The organism is Bacillus sp. AFS018417 (assembly GCF_002560985.1).
Taxonomy (GTDB): Bacteria; Bacillota; Bacilli; order Bacillales; family Bacillaceae_G; genus Bacillus_A; species Bacillus_A rhizoplanae.
Genome location: NZ_NTTM01000053.1, coordinates 62,765 through 80,332, shown reverse-complemented (window position 1 = coordinate 80,332; position 17,568 = coordinate 62,765). Strand labels below are relative to the sequence as shown.

General features: G+C 36.8%; 19 protein-coding genes. 7 read left to right on the top strand and 12 right to left on the bottom strand.

Annotation, left to right across the window (positions count from 1 at the left end):
• Positions 1-21 precede the first annotated feature (21 nt).
• The 8 genes from CN326_RS19750 to spoIIM form a co-directional block, all read right to left on the bottom strand.
• Positions 22-1,326, bottom strand: a complete 1,305-nt coding sequence (locus tag CN326_RS19750) for a pyrimidine-nucleoside phosphorylase (protein ID WP_098310679.1) — start codon at positions 1,324-1,326, stop codon at positions 22-24.
• Positions 1,327-1,333: 7 nt separating this feature from the next.
• On the bottom strand, positions 1,334-2,155 hold the full coding sequence (locus CN326_RS19745; protein WP_098310678.1) for a purine-nucleoside phosphorylase: 822 nt from the start codon (positions 2,153-2,155) through the stop codon (positions 1,334-1,336).
• A 12-nt stretch (positions 2,156-2,167) separates the two neighbouring features.
• On the bottom strand, positions 2,168-3,352 hold the full coding sequence (gene deoB / locus CN326_RS19740; RefSeq protein WP_098310677.1) for a phosphopentomutase: 1,185 nt from the start codon (positions 3,350-3,352) through the stop codon (positions 2,168-2,170).
• Positions 3,353-3,654: 302 nt separating this feature from the next.
• Positions 3,655-4,392 (bottom strand): FixH family protein, encoded by a 738-nt coding sequence (locus tag CN326_RS19735; RefSeq protein WP_176524700.1) that lies wholly within the window; start codon positions 4,390-4,392, stop codon positions 3,655-3,657.
• Positions 4,393-4,679: 287 nt separating this feature from the next.
• On the bottom strand, positions 4,680-5,570 hold the full coding sequence (gene xerD, locus CN326_RS19730) for a site-specific tyrosine recombinase XerD (RefSeq protein ID WP_098310675.1): 891 nt from the start codon (positions 5,568-5,570) through the stop codon (positions 4,680-4,682).
• Positions 5,571-5,576: 6 nt separating this feature from the next.
• Entirely contained in the window at positions 5,577-5,807 is a 231-nt protein-coding gene (locus CN326_RS19725) for a YqzK family protein (RefSeq protein WP_098310674.1), read from the bottom strand.
• Between the two features lie 159 nt (positions 5,808-5,966).
• Positions 5,967-6,422 carry a ferric iron uptake transcriptional regulator gene (gene fur / locus CN326_RS19720; RefSeq protein WP_098310673.1) on the bottom strand — a complete coding sequence of 152 codons (456 nt, stop codon included), beginning with the start codon at positions 6,420-6,422 and terminating at the stop codon, positions 5,967-5,969.
• 107 nt (positions 6,423-6,529) lie between these two features.
• Positions 6,530-7,180 carry a stage II sporulation protein M gene (gene spoIIM / locus CN326_RS19715; protein WP_098310672.1) on the bottom strand — a complete coding sequence of 217 codons (651 nt, stop codon included), beginning with the start codon at positions 7,178-7,180 and terminating at the stop codon, positions 6,530-6,532.
• Between the two features lie 124 nt (positions 7,181-7,304).
• Here spoIIM and CN326_RS19710 point away from each other — a divergent pair, with 124 nt between their 5' ends.
• Entirely contained in the window at positions 7,305-7,856 is a 552-nt protein-coding gene (locus tag CN326_RS19710; protein ID WP_098310671.1) for a GNAT family N-acetyltransferase, read from the top strand.
• A 67-nt stretch (positions 7,857-7,923) separates the two neighbouring features.
• Here CN326_RS19710 and CN326_RS19705 read toward each other — a convergent pair whose 3' ends face one another.
• Positions 7,924-8,463: an NUDIX hydrolase gene (locus tag CN326_RS19705; protein ID WP_098310670.1), complete on the bottom strand. Its 540-nt coding sequence runs from the start codon at positions 8,461-8,463 to the stop codon at positions 7,924-7,926.
• A 74-nt stretch (positions 8,464-8,537) separates the two neighbouring features.
• Between CN326_RS19705 and mciZ the strand changes: the two genes are divergently transcribed.
• Positions 8,538-8,666 (top strand): Z-ring formation inhibitor MciZ, encoded by a 129-nt coding sequence (mciZ, locus tag CN326_RS19700; protein ID WP_098310669.1) that lies wholly within the window; start codon positions 8,538-8,540, stop codon positions 8,664-8,666.
• Positions 8,667-8,719: 53 nt separating this feature from the next.
• Complete coding sequence (locus tag CN326_RS19695) at positions 8,720-9,634, top strand: aldo/keto reductase (protein WP_098310668.1); 915 nt, start codon at positions 8,720-8,722, stop codon at positions 9,632-9,634.
• 29 nt (positions 9,635-9,663) lie between these two features.
• Here CN326_RS19695 and CN326_RS19690 read toward each other — a convergent pair whose 3' ends face one another.
• Positions 9,664-10,491, bottom strand: coding sequence for an aldo/keto reductase (locus CN326_RS19690; protein WP_098310667.1), 828 nt, complete (start codon positions 10,489-10,491; stop codon positions 9,664-9,666).
• Positions 10,492-10,975: 484 nt separating this feature from the next.
• Here CN326_RS19690 and CN326_RS19680 point away from each other — a divergent pair, with 484 nt between their 5' ends.
• Complete coding sequence (locus CN326_RS19680) at positions 10,976-12,427, top strand: RNA-guided endonuclease InsQ/TnpB family protein (protein WP_098310665.1); 1,452 nt, start codon at positions 10,976-10,978, stop codon at positions 12,425-12,427.
• A gap of 169 nt (positions 12,428-12,596) precedes the next feature.
• A complete protein-coding gene (locus CN326_RS19675) occupies positions 12,597-13,562 on the top strand; it encodes a quinone oxidoreductase family protein (RefSeq protein ID WP_098310664.1) in 966 nt (321 codons plus the stop codon).
• Between the two features lie 77 nt (positions 13,563-13,639).
• Here CN326_RS19675 and CN326_RS19670 read toward each other — a convergent pair whose 3' ends face one another.
• Positions 13,640-13,900, bottom strand: coding sequence for a DUF3886 domain-containing protein (locus CN326_RS19670; protein WP_098310663.1), 261 nt, complete (start codon positions 13,898-13,900; stop codon positions 13,640-13,642).
• A gap of 295 nt (positions 13,901-14,195) precedes the next feature.
• Here CN326_RS19670 and CN326_RS19665 point away from each other — a divergent pair, with 295 nt between their 5' ends.
• On the top strand, positions 14,196-15,785 hold the full coding sequence (locus tag CN326_RS19665) for a bifunctional metallophosphatase/5'-nucleotidase (RefSeq protein WP_098310662.1): 1,590 nt from the start codon (positions 14,196-14,198) through the stop codon (positions 15,783-15,785).
• Positions 15,786-15,899: 114 nt separating this feature from the next.
• Here the strand turns inward: CN326_RS19665 and CN326_RS19660 are convergent, their stop codons facing one another.
• Positions 15,900-16,355: a ribbon-helix-helix domain-containing protein gene (locus CN326_RS19660; RefSeq protein WP_098310661.1), complete on the bottom strand. Its 456-nt coding sequence runs from the start codon at positions 16,353-16,355 to the stop codon at positions 15,900-15,902.
• A gap of 182 nt (positions 16,356-16,537) precedes the next feature.
• Between CN326_RS19660 and CN326_RS19655 the strand changes: the two genes are divergently transcribed.
• Positions 16,538-17,539 (top strand): alpha/beta fold hydrolase, encoded by a 1,002-nt coding sequence (locus tag CN326_RS19655; protein WP_098310660.1) that lies wholly within the window; start codon positions 16,538-16,540, stop codon positions 17,537-17,539.
• Positions 17,540-17,568: the final 29 nt, after the last annotated feature.

The window sequence follows — 17,568 nt, the reverse complement described above, 5'->3', positions numbered from 1 at the left end:
ATTCGTGAACAAATTGTCACTTTATTTTTCTACGATACCGTGTACTAACTTCGGTGCATCTACATGCTCTGCAGATACCTTCATGTTATCGTAAATTTTTTGTTTTACGTCTTCTACATTCTCACGATTCGCGTAAATTGTTACAAGCGCTTCACCTTTTTTCACGCTATCGCCCACTTTTTTACGAAGCATAAGTCCAACTGCTAAATCGATTTCAGATTCTTTCGTTGCACGACCTGCTCCTAAAAGCATTGCTGCTGTACCAATTTCATCTGCAACAATTTCAGATACAAATCCATCTTCTTTTGCCTCTACTTCAATCTTATATTGTGCTTGCGGCAATTTAGAAGGATCATCTACAACTGAAGCGTCACCGCCTTGTGCTGCTAAGAACGTTTTAAATGATTCTAATGCTTTTCCATTGTTCATGACTTCGATGAGCTTTTCACGCGCATCTTCTAAAGAAGAAGCTTGTCCAGCAAGATATACCATTTGACTTCCAAGCGTTAAACATAGCTCTTCTAAATCTTTTGGCCCTTTTCCTTGCAATGTATCAATCGCTTCTTTCACTTCTAAAGCGTTACCGATTGCCTCACCAAGCGGCTGACTCATATCAGAAATAACAGCCATCGTTTTACGTCCTACATTGTTACCGATGCGAACCATCGCTGCAGCTAATTGCTTCGCATCCTCGTCCGTTTTCATAAATGCACCCGCACCTGTTTTAACATCAAGAACGATTGCATCCGCACCAGCAGCAATTTTTTTACTCATAATAGAACTTGCAATTAACGGAATAGAGTTTACCGTTGCTGTCACGTCACGAAGTGCATATAACTTTTTGTCAGCGGGTGTTAAGTTTCCGCTTTGACCAATAACAGCAATTTTATTTTCATTTACAAGACGAATAAATTCCTCATTTTCAATTTCTACATGAAATCCTGGAACTGCTTCTAATTTATCAATTGTACCACCTGTATGCCCAAGACCACGACCAGACATTTTCGCAACCGGTACACCTAAAGCAGCAACTAATGGGCCCAACACAAGCGTAGTTGTATCACCAACACCACCAGTTGAGTGTTTATCTACTTTTACTCCTTCGATTGCTGATAAATCAATTGTATCGCCGCTATTTACCATTGCCATCGTTAAATCAGCACGTTCCTGCTCATTCATATCTTGAAAGAAAATTGCCATTGCAAGTGAACTCATTTGGTAATCTGGAATATCACCATTTGTGTAGCCTTCAATGATAAAATTAATTTCTTCTGTCGTTAATGCTTTGCCATCACGTTTTTTTGCAATTAGGTCCACCATTCTCATTGTGAACTCACCCCTTCATTTGTTTTACAATTGCTTTTACAAGTGCTAAGAAGTTTGCTTTTACACGCTCTGTTGTTTCAATTACTTCATCATGATGAAGCGGCTGATCTAAAATTCCAGCTGCCATATTTGAAATACAAGAAATACCAAGTACTTTCATACCGGCATGACCAGCGACAATAACTTCTGGGACAGTTGACATTCCGACTGCATCACCGCCAATTGTACGAATCATACGAATTTCTGCAGGTGTCTCATATACAGGACCTGTCATCGCAACATATACGCCTTCTTGTACTTTAATATTTAAATCAGCAGCAACTTGTTTTGCCATTTTACGAAGGTCTTTACTGTATGCTTCAGACATATCAGGGAAACGTACACCTATCTCAGAATCATTTGGTCCGATTAATGGATTATGGCCCATAAAGTTAATATGGTCTGAAATTAACATTAAATCGCCTGGCTCAAATGATGTATTTACACCGCCAGCAGCATTTGTAACGATAACTGCTTCTACTCCTAACTCTTTCATAACACGAACTGGGAATGTTACTTTTTGCATATCGTATCCTTCATAGTAATGGAAACGACCTTGCATTGCTACAACTGTAACACCTTGAAGTGTACCAAATACAAGTTGACCAGCATGACCTTCTACAGTAGATACAGGAAACTCAGGAATTTCACTGTACGGTACAGCTACTGCATTTTCGATTTCATCAGCTAATACACCTAGACCTGAACCAAGGATTAACCCTACTGTTGGTGTTTCTTGAAATTTTCCTTTTAAGTATGAAGCAGATTTTGAAATTAACTCACGATTCATTTGATGTTCCTCCTATTTATCTAGCTCGTTCAAAAAGCTTTTTCCATATTTCGGCATTGTTACACCGAAGTTTTCTGCAACTGTGGCACCGATATCAGCAAATGTTTGACGAAGTGGTAATTCTTTTCCGCCATCTTTCATGCTTGGACTATATGCTAATAATGGTACATATTCACGTGTATGGTCTGTACCGTGGTGAATTGGGTCATTACCATGGTCAGCTGTAATAATTAACAAGTCGTCTTCTTTTAACTTCTCAAGTACTTCAGGAAGACGTGCATCATATTCTTGCAGTGCATCTCCATAACCTTGAGGATCACGACGATGACCGAATAGTGCATCAAAGTCAACAAGATTTACAAAGCTTAAACCTGTAAAGTCCATACTCGCTGTATCTGCAAGCTTATCCATACCATCCATGTTAGATTTTGTGCGAAGAGATTGTGTTACACCCTCTCCATCATAAATATCAGAGATTTTACCAATTGCGATAACATCGTAGTCACTATCTTTTAATTCATTCATTACCGTACGACCAAATGGTTTTAGTGCGTAATCATGACGGTTTGGCGTACGTGTGAAGTTTCCTGGCTCCCCAACGAATGGACGAGCAATCACACGACCTACCATATATTTTTCATCAAGTGTTAACTCACGTGCAATTTTACAAATGTTATATAGTTCTTCAAGCGGTACAACTTCTTCATGAGCAGCAATTTGCAATACGCTATCAGCAGACGTGTACACAATTAATGCACCGGTTTCCATATGTTCCTGTCCAAGTTCATCCAAAATTCCCGTTCCAGAAGCTGGTTTATTCCCAATAATTTTACGTCCTGTTTTCGCTTCTAACTCATCAAGTAATTCTTTCGGGAACCCTTCTGGGAATACTTGAAACGGTGTATCAATGTACAAACCCATAATTTCCCAATGACCTGTCATTGTATCTTTTCCCATAGATTTTTCTTGCATTTTTGTATAATATGCAAGTGGCTTCTCTGCTTTTGCAATCCCTTTCATTTCACGGATGTTACCAAGACCTAATTTCATCATGTTTGGCATTTGTAATCCGTTCATATGCTCTGCAATATGGCCAAGTGTGTCAGAACCTTTATCGCCATATTTCTCAGCATCTGGTGCTTCTCCAATTCCTACGGAGTCCATTACGATAAGAAAAATACGTTTATATTTATTCACAACTGTAACCTCCTATATATGCTACTTATGTAGTATGTTCAAATCGATGTAAAAACTTCCCTTTTCTTCTAAGTCAGATGTCAGACATCTCATGCTGATATCATAACATGTTCACGCTTTCTTTTTAAGAAATTTTTATCACATTTCGTTTTTTTTTCACATTTTCATTGTAATATATTCTACCTAGAACCGCTAATGAAACCGATATATGTTTCTCGACATAAAAAAACAGCTCTTTAAAAGAGCCGTTTTTTATCCCGTTATTCGCGGACAGTAAGACATCCACTAATGGAAGTTTCACTTTATTTCACTTCAACTGTTTCTTCTTTATGATCATGAAGATCACCTTTTCGCACATGAACCTTCACTTTATATGTTCCTGCTTCTTTAAATGTATAAGTACTTGTATACTCGCCTTTGTTATCTTCTTTTGCTGGAATAAACTCATGCTTTTCTGCACCGTCTTTCCAAATTTCAAGTTGAACTTCCGCACCAGTTAATGCTTCTTCTTTTTGTTTTACATGTGCTTTCATTGTAGATTCTGTATTTGCTTTCACACCATCTGCCATCAGATGAATCATTGTATCACCATGAGCATGATCGTCATGATGACCATCTGTTTCTTTTTTTGTATCCTCAACTTTTGCATTTCCAACAGCCACTTTTACTTCTGGCATCACATGCATATCACGTGCATTTGTATGTGCGATAATATGATAAACACCATCAGATGGGAATGTTTTATCGATTGCATAAACACCGTTACCTTTATTCTTCGCGTCTAGCATCTCTTTTTTCTCTTCGCCATCTTTCCAAATTTCAAACTTTACATCTGCATCTGTTACTTTTTCTTTACCTTGTGTAACAGTTGCTTGTACTTCTGCTTTTTCATTCGGCTTTAAAGCTTCAGGATTTGTCTTCACTTCTACCTTTACTTCTTCAAGCGACTTATTCTTTTTCGTTGTCTCGTCCGATTTCGTATTACAACCAGCTAACGCTAGCATTGTGATAAATAATGTAATTAAAAGTTTTTTCATCATAACTTCCTCCTTCTTCCTATTTTAGTATAGAGGAAATATACGTTCATATTCTAGCCTTCTGCTGAAAACAATGTACGAAATGTTTGTGAAGTTTTTGTGAAGTGCTTTCATTTTACCCCGCTATTTTTGGGCAGCAAGACCCCCCACCTCAAGATTAAAAGAGAAGCGAGGAAGGTAGGTGGGGAATAACTGCTGGCATGTGCCCTATTGGTTCAACTAACTATCAGTGAGGAATGCCCCCCACTGATGGAAGTTTCGCTTTATAATAAGTAAAAGGGCATGAACACTCATGCCCTTGGATGAAACTGTTTATATACATCTTTTAATCTAGCTTTTGAAACATGTGTATAAATTTGTGTTGTCGAAATATCAGCATGGCCAAGCATTTCTTGTACCGCCCTTAAATCTGCTCCATTCTCTAATAAGTGCGTTGCAAAGGAATGACGCAATGTATGCGGTGTAAGTTCTTTTTGAATATTTGCTTCTTGTGCAAGCCTTTTTAAAATCTTCCAAAACCCTTGGCGAGATAAACGGTTTCCATGATGATTTAAAAAGAGTGCTTCGGCCATTTTCTTTCCTAAGAGTTCCGGTCTTCCTTTTTCAATATAATACTGAATCGCTTCTGTCGCTAAACTACCGAGAGGGATAATTCTCTCTTTATTTCCCTTTCCGACGCAACGAACAAAGCCCATTGTTAAATGTACATCTGATAAGTTTAATTCAATTAATTCAGAAACACGTAACCCTGTTGCATATAATAACTCTAACATAGCCTTATCACGAATCCCAAATGCACTCGTTCTTTTCGGTATTTGCAATAGTGCTTCTACCTCATTAATCGATAACACTTTCGGTAATTTCCGCTCACCTTGAGGTGTTTCAATATGTACAGACGGGTCATGTTCCACAACACGTTCACGCAATAAAAATTGATGAAACGACCGTACAGATGCAATGTGACGTGCCATCGTTTTCGAAGATTTCCCATTATCTTTTAGATGATGTAAAAAGTTCACAATATGCATGCGCGCTACATCATGAAAAGATGTAATTTGTTCTACTTTTTGTAAATACTTCGTATAACTTTTTAGATCACGCTCATATGATACAACTGTATTTTGAGCTAATCCTTTTTCAACAACCATATAATGAATAAAGTCTTGTAATTGATCTTCCAATCTTCTCTACTCCCCATTTTCATAGAAAAAAATCATTCTGTTGACGAAAGCATCTTTCGCGGGCTCCTCTGTTCCAGATACTTTTTCTACCGTTTCTTCTTTAGGCTTTTCATAACGATGATAACTTTCATATTCTTCATTTATCCATAGTATAGCGAAATAAAACAAAATGGTACAACTAATAAACAATAAAAATACTTTCATACCATCAAAAAGAACTTTAATTGCTCGGCGCATTGTGAATTCCTCCAAAATTTATGTTATTACAACATATGCCAAGCTTTTCATCATTTATACCTAATTATGAAAACTCCCGCACTTCTCTCTCTAAAATCTTAAGGCGGGGAGTCTTACCCATTTGCAAAAAAAACCTTTTCCTAACTAAATAGGAAAAGGTTAACTTTCTTCTGTTAATTTTTCTTGACACTTCTCACAAATACCATGGAACGTTAAACGATGGTCTTTGACTTTAAAGCGCCACTCATTTTCTACTCTTTTTTCTACTTCACAAAGTAAATCTTCTTGAATTTCTTCTACTGCACCACATTCTGTACAAATTAAATGATGATGAAAACGTGATGCACCTTCTTGTCTTAAGTCATAGCGCGAAACACCGTCACCGAAATTAATCTTGTCGACAATCTTTAACTCGGATAATAATTCCAAAGTCCGATAGACGGTTGCAAGTCCGATCTCTGGCGACTTTTCTTTTACAAGGAGGTAAACATCTTCCGCGCTTAAATGGTCTTCTTCATTTTCTAGCAGTACGCGAACCGTAGCTTCACGTTGTGGTGTTAACTTATAACTCGCTGCATGCAATTGCTTTTTAATTCGATCAATTCTTTCTTCCATTCGGTACTACTCCCTCCCTCGCCACTCTTACCCCATTATATCAGAAGAAGGGAAACTGTCAAAAGAAAAATAATCAAAATTACTTGATAATAATTATCAAAGTATAATTATTTTTTGTTAATAGTCTCCATGACTTGTTTCATAAAATTTGGCGATGCATAAGCTTCAATCCCTGAAGCAATCGCTAGCGCTGCACCGATAATAAGAAAAAAGCAAGTATAGCGGATAAAAAGTGGTAATAGAGGCTCATTTACTTTTCGAATAAATTGATGACGAATCATGCGCAAGGAAAAGCTAGCGGCGATCGTCGTCATAATAAGAAATGTTGGGATAATAATTAAATTTTGTGGAAGTACAGCCACAAATGCTAATAATAAGCCGTTCCAACCAAGTTGACTTACTAAGAAACCTACTGTAAATCCAACAACCACTCCTTTTAAAAATAATAAAATAAAAATAAGAGGCAAACCAATAATGGAAATACCTAAAATCCAAATAAAACCAATATATTTCAGTTGCGATAAGTAGCTTTCGCGAAACATCTCACCTGCATTTGCAAATTGCCCTTTGGAAACTTGTCCAAAAAAACGACTTAAATAAAAATACAAATCTTGTTTTTGACTTATTTGTAAACTATTCACAAGGATCGCCCCAAAAATAACCCCCATTAATAAAAGGACAGCTACAAATACATATAATGAGGCGTGTTCCTGTACATGATATGTTACACGATCTTGCCAAGACGATTTCCTTAGCATATTACGTCCCCCCGTTCTTCCTCTTACTAGAATGTATGATAGAAAGAAAAAAGTATGACGAATTATCATTGAAATTCCACGCCACTTTGCTAAACTTAAAGGTAGAGAATAGGAGGGATTTCTTTTGAAACAACTATTATTAGATTTTCCAACATTATTTCAGACCGAGCGCCTGCAGGTACGTAAACCGTTCCCTGGCGATGGTACAGAAGTTTATGAAGCAATTCAAACTTCTTTAGAGGATCTACAGCCATGGATGTCTATTACGCATGAAACTGAAGAAACGGCAGAAGCAGCAGTTAGAGCCGCCCATGGGAAATTTTTACTTCGAGAAACATTGCCGTTTCATCTATATGATAAAACAACAGGTACATTCATCGGTGCACTCACACTTCACCCAGAAAACTGGGATATTCCAAAGTTTTCTATTAGCTTCTGGCTTCATAGCTCTTACACAAAACAGGGGTATATGACAGAAGCATTAAAAGGAGCCATTCAATTCGCGTTCGATAAACTCAGAGCGAAGCGACTTGAAATTCGCTGTGATGCCAATAATACAAATGCACGATTAGTAGCAGAGCGCCTAGAGTTTATTCTAGAAGGTACGCTAGAAAATGACTTCCTTGCTCCTGATGGTAGTTTACGTGATACATGTGTATATGCAAAAATACAATAAATATCGAGACGCTACAGCTAGTCATCTTCAAATTTCACAAAAATAAACACTCGCATAAAGCGAGTGTTTATTTTTTCAATTGTAAATATTGAATTGCAAACATTGTCTTTGCATCATGAATACGTTGCTCTTTTATTAATTGCAGCGCTTCTTCTAATGATACTTCCATTAACTCAACAAACTCATCCTCATCAAGATCTGCTTTGTCTTCCTTCTTCTTCAAACCAGTCGCTTCATATACATATACAATTTCATCTGCAAACCCTGGTGATGTGTAGAATGACGTGATGAGCTTCATGTTATCACATATGTACCCTGTTTCTTCCTCTAATTCACGAATTGCTGTTGCTTCAGGTTGTTCTCCCTGCTCTAACTTTCCAGCAGGAATTTCTACAAGCGCTTTTTCCATCGCTTTGCGATACTGTTCAACTAACACAATTTTCTCGTCATCTGTAATTGCGATAATCGCTACCGCACCAGGATGCTTCACAATTTCACGTTTACTCGTCTCACCATTTGGCAATACTACTTCATCAACACGAACTTTAATCACTCTTCCATCAAAAATAGGCTCAGTCGCAATCGTTCTTTCTTCAAGATTACTCATAAGACTTCATCTCCCTGTTCTATTTCCTAGTCTTTCTTCATACATTCTATCACATTGAAAGGAGCGAAACGAAAATGAAAGTGTATATTTTACCAAATCGAGTAACGTTAGTCGGAAAAGCCTGGGAAATTCGTTATATGCTAAAACAATATGAACAACGTTATAAAACTGTTCATGACTGGATTACAAATACACAAAGGTAAAGTGTTTGTGAAACTCCTTACGCTTTCGTACAATAAAAGTAAGGAGGGTAATGATGAAAACACGTAAATTAGGAAATTCAGATTTATATGTAAGTGAAATTGGACTTGGATGTATGTCACTTGGAACAAATGAAACAGAAGCCATTCAAATCATTCATGAAGCGTTAGATTTAGGTATTAATTTTTTAGATACGGCCGATTTATACAATTATGGATTAAATGAAGAATTTATCGGAAAAGCGTTACAAGGAAAACGAGAGCAAGTTGTACTTGCTACAAAAGTTGGGAACCGCTGGACAGAAGAAAAAAACGGTTGGACTTGGGACCCTTCTAAGGCATATATAAAAGAGGAAATAAAAGAAAGCCTGCGCCGATTAAAAACGGATTATATCGATTTATATCAGCTACATGGCGGAACAATTGAAGATAATATCGACGAAGTCATTGAAACATTTGAAGAACTAAAACAAGAAGGAATCATTCGTCATTACGGGATTTCTTCCATCCGTCCTAATGTCATTCGCCAATATGCAGAGCGTTCTAATATCGTAAGTGTTTTAATGGAATATAACATATTAAATCGCCGCCCAGAAGAATGGTTCCCATTCTTACAAGAACACAATATTAGCGTCATTGCCCGGGGTCCACTCGCAAAAGGCTTATTAACTAGTAACAATGCACAGAAATTAGCTAAAGTGAAAGAAAAAGACTCTCTCTCTTACAATCACGATGAAGTAAAACACATCGTATCTCGTGTGAAAGAAATAACAAATGAGCGTTCTCTAACAGAAACCGCGCTTCAATATTGCCTACATACTCCGACAATTGCAGCTCTCATTCCAGGTGCAAGCTCAATTGACCAATTACGCGAGAACATAAAAGCCGGCACTACAAATTCATTGACAGACGAACAATACACACACATTCAAGCAATTGCGAAATTAGATACATATGAATCTCATCGATGAAAAAAGCTACCGAAAAATCGGTAGCTTTTTTACATCGTATCGTATTTCTCTGGATTTGTTCCTGAACGCTTATTACAATCTAGTTTATCAATTTGTTGCACTTCTTCTTCCGTTAATGAAAAATCGAAAACATGAAAATTCTCTGCAATGCGAGATGGTGTAACAGATTTTGGAATTGTTACAATTCCACTTTGAATATCCCAGCGCAAAATAACTTGAGCAGGTGTTTTCTCATATTTTTTAGCAATCTCTTGGATAACCGGATGTTCAAATACCTCCCCACCTCGCATAAGCGGACTCCATGCCTCCATTTGAATTTGTTCTTGCTGACAAAAATTGCGAAGTTCAAATTGTGCTAACATTGGATGAAGCTCGACTTGATTCACCATTGGTTTAACATGACAATTCTCTAATAAATGTTTTAAATGATGAGTATGGAAATTTGACACACCAATCGCACGTACTTTTCCTTCTTCATATAATTTTTCAAGAGCGCGATATGTATCCACATACTTTCCACGTATCGGCCAATGGATTAAATATAAATCCACGTAATCCATCTGTAACTTCTTTAAACTTGTTTCGAATGCTTTAAGCGTCGTTTCATATCCTTGTTCATCGTTCCATACTTTCGTTGTAATAAAAAGCTCTTCACGAGCAATTCCAAATTCACGAATCGCTTCTCCGACACCGCTTTCATTTTCATAAATAGTAGCCGTATCAATCGCACGGTATCCGATTTCTAGCGCAGTCTGTACCGCTCGCTTTACTTCCTCCCCTTCTTTTGCTTTATATACTCCTAAGCCTAGCATTGGCATTTTCACACCGTTATGAAGTGTTGTTGTTGGAATATGCATAAAAAACTCCTCCTTTACTCCATTTCAACAAGAAAAAAATAAAAAGTCAAAAAAAGCGATTTGTTTACATAATCTTGTTATGTTAAGAAACTAGAAGAAAGTATATAAATACAAATTGAAAACCGACTTAAATAACTATTTCTTTTTAGGTGGCAAGAGCATTTGACCATGCATAAAAGCGGTCAGAGCCTTTTCCTGCCACATGCAAGAATGAAAACAAAGGGAGAAAGCAAGTGCAGGTCATGTTTTCTTCTACATAGCAGCGGCTTATATGTTAAAAAATTAAAATGGATTTATATATTGTTGTTTCATTTTATCGGAAAATTGGAAAGAAAACTCCATCTTCAAAACGTGCAGGGCATAGCCCAGTTTAAGGTGGAGATGAATTGCCATTGCATTTGTAAAAATATTTCCGCAACATGGCGAATGTATGTTCTTTTTGGCTGTTTTGTAGTATCATGAAGAAAAGAAGGAGGTGAAAATCATGACGAAAGAAAAAGAATATGCAACCTATCAAATTTGGATTAAGAAAGGTCGCAAATTGCACGCTTACTTCATGGAGATGTGTCAAAATGCAAAAAATCTCTACAATACAACAAATTTCTATATTCGCCAAGCGTATACGGCCTTACGTACTGAGAAACCATTACAGCCACTTCAACAAGAAGTTCTCCATACATTACAAACGTATATTGAAACTATGAATGAAAATCAACTTCGTGCGTATCAAAAACGCGTACAAAAACAGAAAGAAAAACCTGTTAAAGAACAAAAAGAAATGAAATGTAACTTGTTTACATTACCGACAAAAGAGAAATCATTCCTACCCTATAACTTCCTAGATTGTTTGTTTAAAACAATGAAGCAACAAGACTATATAAAACTACCATCACAAGTGAATCAAGCAGTTATGAGAAAGCTTTACCAAAACTGGAATTCATTTTTTGATTCCATGAAAAAATACAAAAAACATCCTTTCACTTTTACTGGCAGACCTCGCATTCCAAACTATATCAAATCATCTATGAGAGAAGTTGTATTCACGAATCAAGTATGTAAACTCCAAGATAAGTACATTCGTTTTCCAAAAACAAGTATAAAGTTAAATATCGGTAAATTGTTCGGGCATATCGAAAATCTAAAAGAGGTACGCGTTTCCCCAGCTTACGGGAAGTTTAAAGTTGAAATTGTGACCGAACACTCTGAGCTAGCGCCTAAGCATGTCGACAATACTTGTTATATGAGTATTGATTTAGGTATTAATAACATTGCAACTATCACAACGAATACAGGAACCATACCTGTGTTAGTAAAGGGCAATGTAATCAAAAGCATCAATCAATACTACAACAAACAAAAGGCTCATTTACTAGGGATTCTTCGTCAAGGAAAAGAACCAAAAGAAGGACCACACACATCAAACCGTTTAGAGAGGCTTCATGAAAAACGGTTTCTCAAAATCAAAGACTTTTTTCACAAAATCAGTTACCACATTGTTCATTTCGCAGTTCAACATGGGATCTCTATGATTGTGATAGGGAAAAATACATTATGGAAACAAAACAGTGATATGGGAAAAAAACAAAATCAATCGTTCTGCCATATCCCACATAATCTACTCATTGAAATGATCACATATAAGGCGCATCGACAGGGTATTACTGTACAAGTCGTGGAAGAATCGTATACAAGCAAGGCATCCTTTCTAGACAATGATGATATCCCCACTTACGGTGAGGAAGACATCCCTGTATTCAGTGGAAAACGTATCAAACGTGGCTTGTATTGTACGAAAGAGAACAAACTATTGAATGCAGATGTAAATGGTTCCTATAACATCTTAAAAAAAGCAGTTCCAAAGGCGTTCGCCGATGGAATAGAGGGGTTGTGCCATCAGGCAGCTGTGTCAACTCCACTCGTGTTAAGCACCTCCTGAAGATGATACACGAGAAACCCCCACTTCAAGATCCGGAGGAGATAAGTGGCGGGAGTTTTCATATGAACAACCTTTTCTCCCTTTTTTCAAAGAGCAATTTCTTGCTTTCTTCATCCTTTTATCTTACAGTGTAAGCGTAAAACAAAATACACAAAGTAGAGGGAAAAAGATGAAAGCTCTTGTATTTAACACATTTGGAGAACCAGAAGTATTACAATATAAAGAAATCCCTAATCCTGTTATCGGACCTAATGACATTCTTGTAAAAATGAAAGCAATTGGCTTAAATTTTGCCGATGTTTACAGAAGAAAAGGAAATTATCACCTCGCTGGTCAACCACCATATATTTTAGGTTACGAAGGCGCTGGAATTGTAGAAATGGTAGGAAATAATATTACGACCATAAAGCAAGGAGATTCTATTGCATTTGCAGATGTTCCATATGCAAATGCAGAGCTTGTAGCAGTTCCAATAGAGAAAGCAATTCCACTTCCTAATCATATTTCATATGAAACAGCTGCTTCTATTTTACTGCAAGGTTTAACAGCTCACTACTTAACTCGCGATAGCTATGCAGTAAAGCAAGGAGACATTGTACTCGTACACGCTGCTGCCGGTGGTGTAGGACAACTTCTTGTACAAATTATCAAATTATTAGGCGGTAAAGTGATTGCCCTTACCTCTTCTATGCAAAAAGCAAAAGCTGCCGAAGAAGTTGGCGCAGACTGGACCTTTTTGTATGAGGATGACTGGAAACAGAAAGTCATGCATGCGACTAACGGAAAAGGTGTAGATGTCGTATATGAATCTGTTGGTTCTACGTTGATGGATAGCTTTGAAGCAACACGTATTGGAGGAACCGTTGTTTTTTACGGAATGGCAGGAGGCGATCCAGCGCCTGTAGACCCGCGCATGCTTATGGATACATCTAAGACGTTAACCGGCGGTGATCTATGGAATGTACTCACTTCTCATAAAGAGCGTGTTCTTCGTTCTAAAGAACTATTCACATGGATTCAACAAGGAAAAATCAAGTTATCCAAACCAACTACATTTTCCTTAAACGAAGGAGCAAAAGCACATCATTATTTAGAAAGTAGAAAAAGTACAGGGAAAATTTTATTACTTCCATAAAATTATTATAAAAATAACGTGCCGCATATATATGGCACGTTATTTTTTCTTCATCTATTCTCCTTTATATTCGTTTCTTATTTAAAATCTTTCCATGACAAACTACTTTCACTTAATAATTCTTCAAATGATTTATTTTTTTCGCGCTCACGCTGTTCTTTACGCTTTCTCTCTAACTCTATTTCTTTTTTCTGCTCTTCTTGCTCTTTTAGCTCTTTTTGTTTACTTTTCAGCTGCTTCATTAATGCTTCGTTTAATTGATCTCCAATTGTTACTGTTTCTTTTTCCATCTTCATCCCTGTTTGTTTCTGTGCTTGCTTTTGCTTTTTCTTTGCCATAATTAAATCACCTTTTACTTTTTTCTTTATTATAGTAGAAAGTGCAATTTACCAGCAACCACAAGAGCTGTATCTGCATCTCTATTAAGTTGCCCGAATCCCAGCTCCAATTCCACATGAAAATGCAAAACAGTTAATCATCCATAATTAATGATTTATTTTCTATATAAAAATAAAGAGATTTTGTTTTATAAATTTTCTTAAAATATAGAATTTTATATAGATTGTTTTCTTATAATCTATTAAAATGATGTCGTATGATGTCAGATTTATATAAAGGGGAGAAACAAAAAACATGTGGAAAAAAATTATACCGGCAGTTGCTGTTTTAAGTACAGTCACATTTTCAAGCGTATTTGCAGCACAGCCCACTTCTACACCAACACAAGAAAATCGTTACATTGATGTTCAAATGCTAGGCATTAATGACTTCCACGGTCAATTAAACACAGTAAAAAAAATAAACAATAAGGAAGCCGGTGGGGTCGATTACTTAGCTGCATACTTGCGAGACCGCGAAAAACAGAACAAAAATACGCTACTTGTTCATGCCGGAGACGCAGTTGGAGCAAGTCCACCAATTTCTGCTTTATTACAAGATGAACCAACAATTGATATTTTCAACGACCTTGGCTTTGATGTTGGAACAATTGGAAACCATGAATTTGATGAAGGTGTAGACGAAATGCGTCGCCTTATTTATGGTGGCTATCATGAAAAGACTGGCAACTTTAAAGGTGCTCAGTTCCCTTACGTTGCAGCCAATGTTTACAACAAAACAACTGGTCGTTTATTTTTACCGCCATTTACAGTAAAAATGGTACAAGGAGTTCCAGTCGGCTTTATTGGTGTCGTCACAACAGAAACACCAAGCATCGTTATGCCTAAAATGGTTGAAAACGTAAAGTTCACAGATGAAGTAGAGGCAATTAACAAGTCTGCACAACAATTAAAACGATTAGGTGTAAAAGCAATTGTTGTATTAGCACACAATCCTGGTACAACGGATGATAAAGGAATTACAGATGGTGATCTCGTTCGTTTAGCTCAAAATACCGATCCAGAAGTCGATGTCATTTTTGGCGGCCATAACCATGCATATGTAAATGGAACTGTAAATGGAAAACTTCTTGTACAAGCTTATTCGTACGGTACAGCTTTCGCAGACGTTGACTTAAAAATTGATAAGAAAACAAAAGATATTGTAGAGAAAAAGGCTGAGATTGTTACAACATTTCACGATGGCATTCAACCTGATCCACAAATTAAGAAAAAAGTCGAGCAGTATGCTGAAAAAGTCGCTCCACTTGTAAATGAAGTTGTCGGTAAAGCTGCAACTGCTTTAGACAGAAAAGAATCACCTGCTGGAGAGTCAACACTTGGTAACTTAATTGCAGATGCACAGCGCAGTGCGATGAACGGACAAATTGCTCTTATGAATCCTGGCGGTATTCGCAACGATTTAGATGCAGGAGATATTACATGGGGAGAACTATATGGCATTCAACCTTTTGGCAACCAATTAATAAAATCAACATTGACTGGAAAAGATATTCGGGACATTTTAAATCAGCAATGGCAAAAAGATAAAACACGTATGCTCCAAATCTCTGGTATCACGTACAAATGGGACGCTAACAAAGCAGATGGTGAAAAAGTAATTGATGTACGTTTATCAAACGGCGAAGCTCTTGTTGACTCGCAAACATATACTGTCGTAGCGAATGCCTTTTTAGCTTCTGGTGGAGACGGTTTTGTTTCCTTTAAAAATGGAACAAATACAGAAACAGGACCGAATGATTTAGATGCATTAGTAGATTATGTGAAGCAGGCAAAATCACCGATCGAAGCAAAAATTGAAGGGCGTGTTCAAAAAATAAATTAGCCGTTATAACATACAATTTTCATGAGTGGAAGAAATCAAGCTTCTACAGGCAGTTCTTCTTTTAAATCTTACTGCCTGCAAATAGTAGGATAAAAGCGGGAAATCCCGCTTTTATTATCTTTCACGATATCTTTCTAAATATTCTTTCAGTGCAATTTCTACAAGTTTAGACTTATGCACACCATTTCTAACAGAAAGACAATCTAATTGTTCTAGTACTTGTTTAGAAAGAGAAAATGTACGTTTTTTTTTCTCTTCTTGCTCCACAGACGTGATACGTATTCCATATTCGCGTTTTTGCAACAACTCATAAATATGTTGCAATTGCTCATAAATGAGGCGCTGATAATCTATTTTTTCCTGCTGTAGACTTACAGCTTCTTTTAATTGTAAATGACGAGGCTCCTCCCCTTCTCCAATAAATACCCTTTTTTTCTGCTCATTATCATATCCATATCCGAGTAATCGTAATTTTTTTGATAGTGTATATGGACTCATTTCCAGTCGTTTCGCAACAATTGCTATCGATTCATGATTATTTAAACGATCAATAATTTCACCAATTTCCACCTCCTCCCTCCTCTCTATTAAACATAGGCTAACGTGAAACTTCCATCACTGGGAACTTACTGCTTGTTAATGCGGGATAAAGTTATTATGTTATGATACAATAATTTCTTATTAGTATATTTAGTATATGATGAAAAAAACATCACTGTTCAATATATCGCAATCAAAAGGAGGTCGTCCTCATGTTCATCCGCAGCAGCACCCCCTCTTTTTACGATAAAAATAAAAAACACATCTCAAATAGTATTGCTACAATTGAAAATGTTCTTATAAATAATCGAAAACAATCGTTACTCATTCGTGGGCAAGATCTCAATCAACCTCTTCTATTATGCTTACACGGTGGACCAGGAATGGCTCAAATTGGATTTGCACGCCATTTTCAAACAGAACTTGAGAAACATTTTATTGTTGTCAACTGGGATCAGCGCGGAGCAGGAAAATCCTTTTCATGGCGAGATTTCAAAGAATCGCTAACAATTGAGCAATACGTTTTAGATACACATAAAATAATCGATTATCTTCTAAAAAGGTTTCAAAAAAGGAAATTATTTCTTCTTGGACACTCTTGGGGCAGCATCATTGGATTATTTGCTGCACAGCAATCTCCTCAATACATCGAAGCATATATCGGAGTGGGCCAAATTGTGCATATGAAGCAAAATGAGAAACTGCTTTTTGAACATTTAATTCGATCCGCAAAGCAGCGCGGACATACCCGTGCACTTGCTTCTTTAAAAAAGCTTGGAAAGCCTCCATTTCTAGATAAAAGGAGACTACTTATCCAAAGGAAATGGCTCGGTATCTTTGGTGGAGCTATTCAAAATGGGACATTCTTTTCTTTCATTCGAAAAGGGTTTCTATCCCCTGAATACACATGGATAGATTGGATTAAATTTTTTAGCGGAAATATGAAGTCTGGGGAATTATGGAAAGAGATGTTAACGATTGATTTCTTTTCACAAGTGCCGAGCGTTTCATTTCCTGTCTATTTTTGTTCTGGACGCTATGACTATCAAACGCCTTATGCACTTGTACAACAATATTGCGATGTTCTTAACGCACCTATAAAAAAAATGATTTGGTTTCCGAACTCAGCTCATTCTCCAAATTTTGAAGAACATACACGTTTTGCAACAATGTTACTTGATATTAAACAAGAGCACTTCTTACTACACCCTTGATTAAGTGAAAATTTCATCAATCAGACTCC

What these genes read in the sequence shown, in the direction of transcription:
- CN326_RS19750 (WP_098310679.1), bottom strand. Translation starts at nt 1,326, where the DNA reads ATGAGAATGGTGGACCTAATTGCAAAAAAACGTGATGGCAAAGCATTA.
- CN326_RS19745 (WP_098310678.1), bottom strand. Translation starts at nt 2,155, where the DNA reads ATGAATCGTGAGTTAATTTCAAAATCTGCTTCATACTTAAAAGGAAAA.
- CN326_RS19735 (WP_176524700.1), bottom strand. Translation starts at nt 4,392, where the DNA reads ATGATGAAAAAACTTTTAATTACATTATTTATCACAATGCTAGCGTTA.
- CN326_RS19725 (WP_098310674.1), bottom strand. Translation starts at nt 5,807, where the DNA reads ATGCGCCGAGCAATTAAAGTTCTTTTTGATGGTATGAAAGTATTTTTA.
- fur (WP_098310673.1), bottom strand. Translation starts at nt 6,422, where the DNA reads ATGGAAGAAAGAATTGATCGAATTAAAAAGCAATTGCATGCAGCGAGT.
- spoIIM (WP_098310672.1), bottom strand. Translation starts at nt 7,180, where the DNA reads ATGCTAAGGAAATCGTCTTGGCAAGATCGTGTAACATATCATGTACAG.
- CN326_RS19705 (WP_098310670.1), bottom strand. Translation starts at nt 8,463, where the DNA reads ATGAGTAATCTTGAAGAAAGAACGATTGCGACTGAGCCTATTTTTGAT.
- mciZ (WP_098310669.1), top strand. Translation starts at nt 8,538, where the DNA reads ATGAAAGTGTATATTTTACCAAATCGAGTAACGTTAGTCGGAAAAGCC.
- CN326_RS19695 (WP_098310668.1), top strand. Translation starts at nt 8,720, where the DNA reads ATGAAAACACGTAAATTAGGAAATTCAGATTTATATGTAAGTGAAATT.
- CN326_RS19690 (WP_098310667.1), bottom strand. Translation starts at nt 10,491, where the DNA reads ATGCATATTCCAACAACAACACTTCATAACGGTGTGAAAATGCCAATG.
- CN326_RS19680 (WP_098310665.1), top strand. Translation starts at nt 10,976, where the DNA reads ATGACGAAAGAAAAAGAATATGCAACCTATCAAATTTGGATTAAGAAA.
- CN326_RS19675 (WP_098310664.1), top strand. Translation starts at nt 12,597, where the DNA reads ATGAAAGCTCTTGTATTTAACACATTTGGAGAACCAGAAGTATTACAA.
- CN326_RS19670 (WP_098310663.1), bottom strand. Translation starts at nt 13,900, where the DNA reads ATGGCAAAGAAAAAGCAAAAGCAAGCACAGAAACAAACAGGGATGAAG.
- CN326_RS19665 (WP_098310662.1), top strand. Translation starts at nt 14,196, where the DNA reads ATGTGGAAAAAAATTATACCGGCAGTTGCTGTTTTAAGTACAGTCACA.
- CN326_RS19655 (WP_098310660.1), top strand. Translation starts at nt 16,538, where the DNA reads ATGTTCATCCGCAGCAGCACCCCCTCTTTTTACGATAAAAATAAAAAA.